This is a genomic window from Acidimicrobiia bacterium, assembly GCA_041393965.1.
GTDB lineage: Bacteria > Actinomycetota > Acidimicrobiia > Spongiisociales > UBA5794 > UBA5794.
The window spans coordinates 95,497-105,045 of sequence record JAWKJB010000001.1 but is presented as its reverse complement, the minus strand read 5'-3'; the positions used below and the strand labels follow the sequence as shown (position 1 = coordinate 105,045).

At 63.0% G+C, this 9,549-nt stretch carries 19 protein-coding genes; all 19 read left to right on the top strand.

The annotated features are described in order from the left end of the window. The first annotated feature begins 1 nt into the window (after position 1). Genes rpsS through map form a run of 19 tightly spaced genes read left to right on the top strand, consistent with a single transcriptional unit; the run spans position 2 to position 9,459 of the window. Positions 2–280, top strand: a complete 279-nt coding sequence (gene rpsS / locus R2823_00595) for a 30S ribosomal protein S19 (GenBank protein ID MEZ5174694.1) — start codon at positions 2–4, stop codon at positions 278–280. After that, positions 277–624 carry a 50S ribosomal protein L22 gene (rplV, locus tag R2823_00590; protein ID MEZ5174693.1) on the top strand — a complete coding sequence of 116 codons (348 nt, stop codon included), beginning with the start codon at positions 277–279 and terminating at the stop codon, positions 622–624. The genes rpsS and rplV overlap by 4 nt, the downstream gene beginning before the upstream one ends. Then, the gene (rpsC, locus tag R2823_00585) at positions 624–1,712 is read left to right on the top strand and encodes a 30S ribosomal protein S3 (GenBank protein MEZ5174692.1); all 1,089 of its coding nucleotides are present in this window, start codon (positions 624–626) and stop codon (positions 1,710–1,712) included. Before rplV ends, rpsC begins: the two co-directional genes overlap by 1 nt. Then, positions 1,712–2,125, top strand: coding sequence for a 50S ribosomal protein L16 (gene rplP / locus R2823_00580; protein MEZ5174691.1), 414 nt, complete (start codon positions 1,712–1,714; stop codon positions 2,123–2,125). The genes rpsC and rplP overlap by 1 nt, the downstream gene beginning before the upstream one ends. Beyond that, complete coding sequence (gene rpmC / locus R2823_00575) at positions 2,122–2,340, top strand: 50S ribosomal protein L29 (protein MEZ5174690.1); 219 nt, start codon at positions 2,122–2,124, stop codon at positions 2,338–2,340. Before rplP ends, rpmC begins: the two co-directional genes overlap by 4 nt. Further along, the gene (gene rpsQ, locus R2823_00570) at positions 2,341–2,595 is read left to right on the top strand and encodes a 30S ribosomal protein S17 (protein ID MEZ5174689.1); all 255 of its coding nucleotides are present in this window, start codon (positions 2,341–2,343) and stop codon (positions 2,593–2,595) included. Then, positions 2,592–2,960: a 50S ribosomal protein L14 gene (rplN, locus tag R2823_00565; GenBank protein ID MEZ5174688.1), complete on the top strand. Its 369-nt coding sequence runs from the start codon at positions 2,592–2,594 to the stop codon at positions 2,958–2,960. The genes rpsQ and rplN overlap by 4 nt, the downstream gene beginning before the upstream one ends. Continuing rightward, complete coding sequence (rplX, locus tag R2823_00560) at positions 2,960–3,265, top strand: 50S ribosomal protein L24 (GenBank protein ID MEZ5174687.1); 306 nt, start codon at positions 2,960–2,962, stop codon at positions 3,263–3,265. The genes rplN and rplX overlap by 1 nt, the downstream gene beginning before the upstream one ends. Continuing rightward, on the top strand, positions 3,265–3,822 hold the full coding sequence (gene rplE / locus R2823_00555) for a 50S ribosomal protein L5 (protein ID MEZ5174686.1): 558 nt from the start codon (positions 3,265–3,267) through the stop codon (positions 3,820–3,822). Before rplX ends, rplE begins: the two co-directional genes overlap by 1 nt. Beyond that, positions 3,822–4,127 carry a 30S ribosomal protein S14 gene (rpsN, locus tag R2823_00550; GenBank protein MEZ5174685.1) on the top strand — a complete coding sequence of 102 codons (306 nt, stop codon included), beginning with the start codon at positions 3,822–3,824 and terminating at the stop codon, positions 4,125–4,127. Before rplE ends, rpsN begins: the two co-directional genes overlap by 1 nt. A 5-nt stretch (positions 4,128–4,132) precedes the next feature. After that, complete coding sequence (gene rpsH, locus R2823_00545; GenBank protein ID MEZ5174684.1) at positions 4,133–4,525, top strand: 30S ribosomal protein S8; 393 nt, start codon at positions 4,133–4,135, stop codon at positions 4,523–4,525. Between the two features lie 3 nt (positions 4,526–4,528). Further along, complete coding sequence (rplF, locus tag R2823_00540; protein ID MEZ5174683.1) at positions 4,529–5,071, top strand: 50S ribosomal protein L6; 543 nt, start codon at positions 4,529–4,531, stop codon at positions 5,069–5,071. Continuing rightward, entirely contained in the window at positions 5,068–5,421 is a 354-nt protein-coding gene (gene rplR, locus R2823_00535; GenBank protein ID MEZ5174682.1) for a 50S ribosomal protein L18, read from the top strand. The genes rplF and rplR overlap by 4 nt, the downstream gene beginning before the upstream one ends. A 9-nt stretch (positions 5,422–5,430) precedes the next feature. Beyond that, positions 5,431–6,126 carry a 30S ribosomal protein S5 gene (rpsE, locus tag R2823_00530; protein MEZ5174681.1) on the top strand — a complete coding sequence of 232 codons (696 nt, stop codon included), beginning with the start codon at positions 5,431–5,433 and terminating at the stop codon, positions 6,124–6,126. 2 nt (positions 6,127–6,128) lie between these two features. After that, on the top strand, positions 6,129–6,314 hold the full coding sequence (gene rpmD / locus R2823_00525; GenBank protein ID MEZ5174680.1) for a 50S ribosomal protein L30: 186 nt from the start codon (positions 6,129–6,131) through the stop codon (positions 6,312–6,314). Then, positions 6,311–6,751 carry a 50S ribosomal protein L15 gene (gene rplO, locus R2823_00520; GenBank protein MEZ5174679.1) on the top strand — a complete coding sequence of 147 codons (441 nt, stop codon included), beginning with the start codon at positions 6,311–6,313 and terminating at the stop codon, positions 6,749–6,751. Before rpmD ends, rplO begins: the two co-directional genes overlap by 4 nt. A 30-nt stretch (positions 6,752–6,781) precedes the next feature. Continuing rightward, positions 6,782–8,089 (top strand): preprotein translocase subunit SecY, encoded by a 1,308-nt coding sequence (secY, locus tag R2823_00515; protein ID MEZ5174678.1) that lies wholly within the window; start codon positions 6,782–6,784, stop codon positions 8,087–8,089. Next, on the top strand, positions 8,089–8,661 hold the full coding sequence (locus tag R2823_00510; protein ID MEZ5174677.1) for an adenylate kinase: 573 nt from the start codon (positions 8,089–8,091) through the stop codon (positions 8,659–8,661). The genes secY and R2823_00510 overlap by 1 nt, the downstream gene beginning before the upstream one ends. A gap of 3 nt (positions 8,662–8,664) precedes the next feature. Further along, positions 8,665–9,459, top strand: a complete 795-nt coding sequence (gene map / locus R2823_00505) for a type I methionyl aminopeptidase (GenBank protein MEZ5174676.1) — start codon at positions 8,665–8,667, stop codon at positions 9,457–9,459. The last annotated feature ends 90 nt before the right edge of the window (positions 9,460–9,549 follow it).

The following is a 9,549-nucleotide window of genomic DNA, read 5'->3' as shown; positions in this document are numbered from 1 at the left end:
CATGGCGAGAAGCCTGAAGAAGGGCCCGTTCGTCGACGAGCACCTCCTTGTGAAGATCGAGAAGGCCAACGCAAGCAAGGACAAGCGTGTGATCCGAACCTGGAGCAGGCGCTCGACGATCATCCCGGAAATGGTCGGTCACACGATCGCCGTGCACGACGGGCGTAAGCATGTTCCCGTGTACATCTCCGAGTCGATGGTCGGCCACAAGCTCGGGGAGTTCGCTCCGACCCGAACCTTCCGCGGCCACACCGTCGACAGATCGGTGACCCGACGATGAACGCACGCGCACAGGCCAAGTACATCCGGCAGTCGCCGTCGAAGGTGCGGCGCGTGCTCGACCTTGTCCGGGGTCTTCCGGTCCAGGAGGCCGACGCGGTCTTGCAGTTCACCAACCGCAAGGCGGCCGGGACCATCAAGAAGGTACTCGACTCGGCTGTCGCAAACGCCGAGCACAATTTCGCTCTCGACTCCCACGAGCTCTTCGTCGCAGAGGCATATGCCGATGAGGGGCCGACCTTGAAGCGATGGCGTCCCCGGGCACGCGGCCGCGCAACGCAGATCAAGAAGCGGACGAGCCATATCACCATCGTTGTTTCAGATCGTCACGAGGAGGACGCCTGATGGGACAAAAGACCCACCCGTACGGCCTTCGTCTCGGCATCGTCACCGACTGGAAGGCGCGCTGGTACAGCGACAAGGATTACGCCGCGCAGATCGCCGAGGATCACCGGATTCGCTCGTTCCTCAACACCGAACTCCAACGCGGTGCAATCTCGCGCATCGACATCGAGCGGATCGGGGACAAGAAGGTGCAGGTGGATGTCCACACCGGCCGGCCCGGCGTCGTGATCGGCCGTGGTGGTTCCGAGGCGGACCGCATGCGTGCAGGACTCGAGGATCTCTCGGGACGCACCGTCAAGTTCAATGTCATCGAAGTTCACAATCCCGAGCTCGATGCGACGCTGCTGGCTCGCAGTGTTGCCGATCAGCTTGAGGGACGGGTGTCGTTCCGAAGGGCGATGAAGCGAACCGTGTCGACCGCGCTCAAGGCGGGAGCCGAAGGCGTCCGGGTTCAAGCGTCCGGCCGTCTTGGCGGCGCCGACATGGGTCGGCGCGAGTGGTACCTCGAAGGGCGCGTCCCGTTGCACACGCTGCGGGCCGACATCGACTTCGGGCAGGCAACCGCCTCGACGACCGTCGGTGCGATCGGTGTGAAGGTGTGGGTGTACAAGGGCGATGTGATGAAACGCCAACGCACCCTCGGGAGGTCCGCAACCGGAGCTCCGGATGACGGTCGACGCAAGTCGATCAAGTCGCGAGCCGAACAGGCCGCTGGGGGCGGGCGTGAGAAACGGATCATCGAAGCCGGCGGTGGAAAGCGGGTTGTCGAGGCCGGAGGCGGCAAGAGCGGTCGCCGCCTCATCGAGGCCGGAGGCGGCAAGAAGCTGACCGCCGCGGACGCTGAAGCCGAGCTGGAAGAAGCAAGAGAGGCTGAGAGCAGTTCACCGTTAACGGAGAGCAGTTCACCGCCAACTGTGAACCGTGAACCGTCAACTGAAGACAGTTCACAGTTGACTGTTGACAGTTCACAGTTAACTGTTGACAGTGAACCGAAAACTGAAAACAGTGAACCGAAAACTGAAAACCGTGAACCGTCAACTGAAGCTGGCGAGCAAAGCGAGCCAGCTGAGCAAAGCGAGCCGTCCTGATGTTGATGCCGAAGCGAACCAAGTACCGCAAGGTCCAGAAGGGACGAATGCAGGGCAAGGCCAAGGGGGGAACCCGCGTGTCGTTCGGCGACTACGGACTCCAGGCCCAAGAGCGTGGCTGGATCACCTCCCGCCAGATCGAAGCTGCTCGTATCGCGATGACCCGCAAGATCAAGCGCGGAGGGAAGGTATGGATCACCATCTTCCCCGACAAGCCCATCACCGAGAAGCCCGCAGAGACACGCATGGGTTCCGGCAAGGGCAACCCCGAGTACTGGGTTGCGGTCGTGAAACCGGGCCGCGTGATGTTCGAGATGTCGGGTGTGGACGAAGAGCTTGCGCGAGAGGCGATGAGGCTCGCCGCACACAAGCTCCCGGTGAAGGCGAAGTTTGTCAGGCGGGAGGATCTATGAAGGCTCTCGAACTGCGCAAGCTGAACTACCAGGAGCTGAACACGAAACTCGACGAGGCGAAAGAGGAGCTGTTCAACCTCCGCTTCCAGCTCGTGACGAATCAGCTCGACAACACCGCTCGCCTCAGCGAGGTCAAGCGTGAGGTTGCGCGCATCGCGACCGTGATGCGTGAACAGGAGATCGCCGAGTGGCGAGCCCAACAGGAGGAAGCGTAGATGGAACGCGCACACCGCAAGGTTCGCGTCGGAATCGTCGTTTCCGACGCGAGGGACAAGACTGTCACCGTCGAGGTACGGGATGCCAAGCGGCACGCCCGCTACGGCAAGACCGTGCCTGTCCGCAAGAAGTACCACGCACATGACGAGGCCAATGACGCCCACATCGGGGACACCGTGCGCATCGTTGAGACACGCCCCCTGTCGAAGTCGAAGCGGTGGCGGGTCGCTGAGATCGTGGAGCGGGCACGATGATCCAACAAGAGACCCGACTCAAGGTTGCCGACAACTCGGGAGCCCGAGAGGTGCTGTGCATCCGCGTGCTCGGAGGGTCCGGTCGACGCTATGCCTCGGTCGGTGATGTCATCGTCGCAACGGTCAAGGATGCGAACCCCGGTGGTGGCGTCCGCAAGGGCGAAGTCGTCAAGGCCGTGGTGGTCCGTACCGCCAAAGAGAACCGTCGCGACGACGGTTCCTACATCCGTTTCGACGAGAACGCCTGTGTGATCATCAACGATCAGCAGCAGCCTCGCGGAACCCGCATCTTCGGCCCCGTTGCCCGCGAGCTTCGCGACAAGAAGTTTATGCGGATCGTCTCGCTCGCCCCGGAGGTGCTGTGATGAAACTCCGAAGCGGTGACACGGTGATGGTGATCGCGGGCAAGGACGCGGGAACCGAGTCGAAGATCGCAAAGGTATTCCCCAAGCAAAACCGCATCATCGTCGAGGGTGTCGCGACAGCGAAGCGCCATCAGCGTGCGACAGGAGAGCTCAACACCGGAGGCATCATCGACAAGGACATGCCGATCGATGCGTCGAATGTGATGATCGTATGCCCCGAGTGTGGGCCGACGAAGATCGGTGCCCGCATCGACGACAGTGGAGAGAAGTTCCGTGTGTGCCGCAAGTGTGGGGGTGATCTCTGATGGCGCCGCGGCTCAAGGAGCAGTACGAATCGACCATCAAAGGGCAGCTCAAGGAGCAGCTCGCGGTCGACAATGTGATGCAGGTACCTCGGCTTTCCAAGATCGTCGTCAACATGGGGGCAGGCGACGCCGCTGCCGACGCGAAGCTCATCGATGGCGTTGTGGACGATCTGCGTGTCATCACCGGCCAGCAACCGAGGGTGAACCGGGCCCGCAAGTCGGTCTCGAACTTCAAGGTGCGGGAGGGCCAGGCGATCGGCGCCCATGTCACCCTTCGCGGTGATCGTATGTGGGAGTTTCTCGATAGGCTTGTGGCTCTCGCGATCCCACGGATCCGCGACTTCCGTGGTTTGAGCCCGAAGGGCTTCGACGGGAGGGGGAACTACAGCTTCGGGGTGACCGAGCAGCTGATCTTCCCCGAGATCGACTACGACAAAGTTCAAAAGGTCCGCGGCATGGACATCACCCTGGTGACCACCGCGGAGACCGACGCAGCCGGACGGGCGCTCCTTGATGCGTTCGGGTTCCCGTTCCGCAGACAGCAGGTAGGTGCCTGATGGCGAAGACATCCAAGATCGCGAAGAACCGCAAGCGTGCCGAGACGATCGACCGGTATGCAAAGCGCCGCGCTGAGCTGATCAAGATTGCCAAGGACCCCGACGCGTCCTACGAGGAGAAGCGGGAGGCCTACGCCCAGATCGCGAAGATGCCGCGTGATGCCAGCGCGACGAGGTACCGGAACCGGTGCGCTGTCTCGGGTCGACCGCGGGGCTACTTCCGCAAGTTCGGCCTTTCACGCATTGCGCTGCGCAACATGGCTCACCGTGGCGAGCTCCCCGGCATCCGAAAGGCGTCGTGGTAGCGATGGTGACCGACCCCATCTCCGACATGCTGACGAGGATTCGCAACGCGAACACGGCGTTGCACCCGTCGACCGTGATGCCGTCGTCCAAGATCAAAGAAGAGATCGCCCGAATCCTCTCCGAGGAGGGCTTCATCGATTCGTGGAGCACCCGGGAGGCAACGGTCGGGCAGGAGCTCGTCGTCACCCTCCGTTACGACCGCGACCGCCGACGCGTCCTCAAGGGCATTCAGCGTGTTTCACGGCCAGGGCATCGGGTCTACCGGGGGGCAAGCGACATTGACCGTGTGCGTGGTGGGATCGGGGTGTCCATCGTGTCGACCTCCACGGGCGTCATGACCGACCGGGAGGCCCGCCAGCGCAATGTCGGTGGCGAGATCCTCTGCAAGGTGTGGTGACCCATGAGTCGTGTCGGCAAGAACCCCATCAACCTGCCAGAAGGAGTTGCGGTCGCCGTGACTGACGGTGGCGTTGAGGTGAAGGGTCCGAAGGGATCCCTCACCCAGTCGATCAGCGGCACATTGACCGTCGAAGTCGACGACGGCGTGGTGTCGGTCGATCGCACAAACGACGAGCGAACCACGCGTGCGCTTCACGGATTGACTCGGGCGCTGTTGAACAACATGGTCATTGGTGTCTCAGATGGCTACTCCAAGGAACTCACCGCTGTGGGTGTCGGTTACCGGGCAGCGCTCAAGGGTACCCAGCTCGAACTCCAGGTCGGGTTCTCCCATCCGGTGGTTATCGATGCGCCAGACGGCATTGTCTTCGAGGTACCGGAGCCGACGCGAATCGTCGTGAACGGAATCGACAAGCAGCTCGTCGGGCAGGTCGCTGCGGACATCCGAGCCGTCAGACCTCCAGAACCGTACAAGGGCAAGGGCATCCGATACGCCAACGAGAGCGTTCGACGCAAGGCAGGGAAGGCGGGTGTCACCGGATGAGAGGCACACGCACAGGAGCTCGACGGCGGCGCCATTTCCGGGTCCGCAAGTCGGTGCACGGAACACACGACCGTCCAAGGCTTGCCGTGTTTCGGTCCAATAAGCACATCTACGCACAGCTCATCGACGACGATGCAGCTCACACGCTTGCTGCCGCATCGACCCGTGAATCGGCGGTCACCGCAGCGAGTCTCACCGTTGATGCCGCTGCCGAGGTGGGTACGCTCATCGGGGCCCGCGCCAAGGACAGCGGCATCACCAAGGTGGTGTTCGATCGTGGTGGCTACAAGTACCACGGTCGGATACGGGCACTTGCCGATGCAGCACGCGAAGCCGGACTCGAGTTTTAGGAACGATCGATGACATCAGACAAACCAGCGCGCGTCCCCAGGACGAAGAGCGGAGCACCACGGCCTTCCGGTGGGCGCCCCGCGGGTCGACCAGCCAAGGCCAAGCAGGAAGGCCGCGACCAGGACACCAAGAAGCGCGGTCGTCGGGACGATCGGCGTCCACGCGAACGCGAGCAATCCGACCTCGACGAGCGCGTGATCGCCATCAACCGTGTTGCCAAGGTCGTCAAGGGCGGCCGCCGATTCTCGTTCACGGCCCTCGTCGCCGTCGGCAACGGCAAGGGCAGGGTTGGGATCGGATACGGCAAGGCCAAGGAAGTCCCCGCTGCGATCCAAAAGGCGTTCGAGCTCGCCCGCAAGGAGATGTTCGATGTCCCGATGGCGGGTACGACGATCATTCACGAGATCGTCGGGGTCCAGGGTGCAAGCCGGGTTCTGCTCAAGCCGGCGGCACCCGGTACCGGGGTCATTGCCGGCGGTGCGGTCCGTCAGATCATCGAGGCTGCCGGGATCGAGAACATTCTCGGGAAATCGCTCGGATCGCCGACACACATCAATGTGGCGCGAGCAACCGTCGACGCGCTGAAGCGTCAGCAGCGGCCGGACAAGGTTGCAAAGGCGCGCGGCAAACGGGCTGAGGAGATCTTCCCGCCAGCGCTACTCGCTGCGTACAACTCGTCCGAGTTGATGCGGACACAGGTGTAGCGATGGCGAAGACTCTGCGGATCACGCTGCGACGGAGCCTCATCGGCGAGAAGCCGAAGACGCGGGCGACCGTCGAGAGCCTCGGCCTGCGCAAGATCAACGCGACCGTGGAGCGACCGGACAACGAGTCGGTCCGCGGGATGGTGCATGCCGCAAAGCACCTGCTCGACATCGAGGAGATCGGATGAAGCTGCATCACCTACGCCCAGCCGAAGGCTCGAAGAAACGGAAGATCCGTGTTGGACGCGGTGAGTCCGGCCGTCGCGGCAAGACAGCCGGTCGCGGCACGAAGGGCCTCAAGGCGCGAGGCAGCGTCCGGCAGGGTTTCGAGGGTGGGCAGACGCCACTCCAGCGGAGAATCCCGAAATTCAAGGGGTTCAAGAACCCGAACCGCGAGGAGTTCACGGTCATCAATGTGGAGCGGCTTGCCGGTTTCGACGCCGGTTCGGTCGTGACCCCCCAAGACATGCGCGATGCGGGACTCGTCAAGCAACGAGGCAAGATCAAGGTCCTCGGCCAGGGTGACCTCGATGTGTCGCTCACGGTCAAGGCGCACGCCTTTTCCGCAGGCGCGTCCGACAAGATCCAGTCGGCTGGCGGGTCGATCGAAGTCATCGACTCGTGACCGTCCCACGCTGAGAACCACGGAACGGCCATGCTCACCGCCTTCAGAAACGCCTTCAGGATCCGGGACCTCCGGAACAAGATCCTCTTCACCCTGTTCATCTTTGCGATCTACCGGCTCGGTGCCCAGATCCCGGTCCCTGGCGTCGATCTCGATGCGGTACGCAGCTTCGCAGACCAGGCAGAGCAATCCGGTTTCGTTGGTCTGTTGAACCTGTTCTCGGGTGGGGCGCTGACGCAGCTGTCCATCTTCGCGCTCGGCATCATGCCGTACATCACCGCGTCGATCATCATGCAGCTCCTCGCCGTGGTGATCCCGCGCCTGCAAGCACTCCAGGAAGAGGGAGAGTCGGGGAGGAAGGTCATCACCCAATGGACCCGATACCTGACCGTCATTCTCGCGCTGTTGCAGTCAACCGGCTTTGCGTACCTGTTCCACTCGGGCCAGTTCACCAACGGCGTCGACCTTATCCCGAACTTCACACCGCGCAATGTGATCATCGTCGTGATCACCATGACCGCCGGTACCGCCCTGCTCATGTGGATGGGTGAGCTGATCACCCAACGCGGCATCGGCAACGGGATGTCACTGCTCATCTTCGTGTCCATCATCAGCCAGATCCCGAGCCAGCTCGCGATCCTGAACACCAATTCGCAGACCTACCAGTTCGTGACGATCGCCGCGATGATGGTCGCTCTCACCATCGGCATCATCTTCATCGAGCAAGGCCAGCGCCGAATACCCGTGCAGTTCTCGCGCCGGGTGCGGGGCCGGAAGGTGATGGGTGGCCAGTCGACCTACATCCCGCTCAAGGTCAACATGGCAGGTGTCATCCCCGTCATCTTCGCGACCTCGATCATGTACTTCCCTGCGCTCATCGCATCGGCTCTTCCCTCGGCCGGGTGGGGGGCTGCGGTCCGTGACTGGATCAACGACAACATGCTCTCCTCGAGCGGCGGCGGGTTCTCACCGTCCCTGTGGTACATCGGTGTGCTCGCGCTTCTCGTGGTGTTCTTCACCTACTTCTATACGGCGATCCAGTTCGATCCGGAGCGCCAGGCAGACATGATTCAGCGCCAAGGCGGCTTTATCCCGGGCATCAGGCCTGGGCGGGCAACGGTCAACTACCTGTCGCATGTCCTGAGCCGGATCACCCTTCCGGGCGCCATGTATCTCGCGGTGGTCACGGTGCTCCCGTCGCTCTTCGGCTGGTACTGGAATGTGCCGGTCGGCCTTTCGGGTGTGTCGATCATCATCGTGGCTGGCGTTGCTCTCGAAACCACCAAGCAGATCGAGAGCCAGCTCACGATGCGCAACTACGAAGGGTTCCTGTCCTAGTGGCCGACAAGCGCGTCGGGCGAAGGATTCTGTTTCTCGGACCACCGGGGGCAGGCAAGGGCACCCAGGCAGACATGCTCGCAAGGACACTCGGCGTCCCCCACATCTCAACCGGGGCCATGCTCAGGGACGCGATTGCGGCAGGCTCCGATCTCGGGAAACAGGTCGAGGCCGTGGTGGCGTCCGGTGCCCTCGTCTCGGATGATCTCGTTCTCGCGCTCGTCGAGGAGCGGCTGGGTCGCGACGACGCGGCATGCGGCTACCTCCTCGACGGCTATCCACGCAACCTGACACAGGCGAACGCTCTTGCTGGGTCGATCGGCAAGGGAGCCATCGAGGTGGCCCTGCTCCTCGAGGTCGATACGGAGGAGCTGGTCGCAAGGCTCGTCAAGCGTGCAGCGGACGAGGGGCGGGCGGATGACACGGAGGAAGTGATTCGTCACCGGCTCGAGGTCTACGAGTCCGAGACGCTTCCGCTCATCGAGCATTACGGCGAGGCCGTGATTCGTGTCAATGGGCTCGGCGCGATCGACGAGATCTTCGCCCGCATCGCCCTCGCTCTCGCTCGGTAGGCCATGAACGGCACACGACTGATCACACGCAAGTCGGACGCCGATTTCGACAAGATGCTGGTGGCGGGCCGATGCGTTGCGGCCATCCACGCCGCGACGCGCGACGCAATAGCCCCTGGCGTCACAACGCGGGAACTCGACATGATCGCACGCGAGGTGCTTCGCGCCTGGGATTGCCAGCCGTCGTTCCTCGGCTACGGAGGGCCCGCCAACCCGTTTCCCGGTGTGATCTGCACCTCGCCGAACGAAGTGATCGTGCACGGCATCCCGGGGGACCGGACGCTGCGCGAGGGTGATGTCATCTCGATCGACGCCGGAGCCATCCACGAGGGATGGCATGGGGATGCCGCATATACGGTGGCGGTTGGCGAGGTGAGCGACGAGGTACGGAACCTGTTGGAGGTCACCGAAGAGGCGCTTTGGGCTGGACTCCGCCAAGCGGTCCATGGGAATCGGCTCGGCGACATCGGCGCCGCCGTCGAGGGCGTTGCGCGACCACACGGTCTCGGCGTTGTGCGCGACTATGTCGGCCATGGCATCGGAAGGCAGATGCATGAGGCCCCGTCGGTTCCGAACTACGGGCAGCAGGGGAAGGGACTCCGACTCAAGACCGGCATGGCCTTGGCACTTGAGCCGATGTTCAACCTCGGCACTGATGCATCGGTCGTTCTCGACGACGAATGGACGGTCGTGACCGCAGACGGTCGCTGGTCGGCCCATTTCGAGCACACCGTCCTGCTCACCGAGAAGGGTTCCATCGTCTCGACCCTCCCGGATCCGGCACCGGTGGCCGACTGAGGAAGTCCGCCGAGACGCGAACGGTTCGGGTGGAGCCTCAAGGAAACCGCCGCACCGGCCGACATCGTCTACTGTTGGGACACGCACCGC

Coding starts and splice junctions, on each gene's coding strand:
- map (MEZ5174676.1), top strand. CDS start 8,665: ATGAACGGCACACGACTGATCACACGCAAGTCGGACGCCGATTTCGAC.
- rplN (MEZ5174688.1), top strand. CDS start 2,592: ATGATCCAACAAGAGACCCGACTCAAGGTTGCCGACAACTCGGGAGCC.
- rpsN (MEZ5174685.1), top strand. CDS start 3,822: ATGGCGAAGACATCCAAGATCGCGAAGAACCGCAAGCGTGCCGAGACG.
- rpmC (MEZ5174690.1), top strand. CDS start 2,122: ATGAAGGCTCTCGAACTGCGCAAGCTGAACTACCAGGAGCTGAACACG.
- rpsC (MEZ5174692.1), top strand. CDS start 624: ATGGGACAAAAGACCCACCCGTACGGCCTTCGTCTCGGCATCGTCACC.
- rplP (MEZ5174691.1), top strand. CDS start 1,712: ATGTTGATGCCGAAGCGAACCAAGTACCGCAAGGTCCAGAAGGGACGA.
- rplV (MEZ5174693.1), top strand. CDS start 277: ATGAACGCACGCGCACAGGCCAAGTACATCCGGCAGTCGCCGTCGAAG.
- rplO (MEZ5174679.1), top strand. CDS start 6,311: ATGAAGCTGCATCACCTACGCCCAGCCGAAGGCTCGAAGAAACGGAAG.
- rplE (MEZ5174686.1), top strand. CDS start 3,265: ATGGCGCCGCGGCTCAAGGAGCAGTACGAATCGACCATCAAAGGGCAG.
- secY (MEZ5174678.1), top strand. CDS start 6,782: ATGCTCACCGCCTTCAGAAACGCCTTCAGGATCCGGGACCTCCGGAAC.
- rplF (MEZ5174683.1), top strand. CDS start 4,529: ATGAGTCGTGTCGGCAAGAACCCCATCAACCTGCCAGAAGGAGTTGCG.
- rplR (MEZ5174682.1), top strand. CDS start 5,068: ATGAGAGGCACACGCACAGGAGCTCGACGGCGGCGCCATTTCCGGGTC.
- rpmD (MEZ5174680.1), top strand. CDS start 6,129: ATGGCGAAGACTCTGCGGATCACGCTGCGACGGAGCCTCATCGGCGAG.
- rplX (MEZ5174687.1), top strand. CDS start 2,960: ATGAAACTCCGAAGCGGTGACACGGTGATGGTGATCGCGGGCAAGGAC.
- rpsS (MEZ5174694.1), top strand. CDS start 2: ATGGCGAGAAGCCTGAAGAAGGGCCCGTTCGTCGACGAGCACCTCCTT.
- rpsQ (MEZ5174689.1), top strand. CDS start 2,341: ATGGAACGCGCACACCGCAAGGTTCGCGTCGGAATCGTCGTTTCCGAC.
- rpsE (MEZ5174681.1), top strand. CDS start 5,431: ATGACATCAGACAAACCAGCGCGCGTCCCCAGGACGAAGAGCGGAGCA.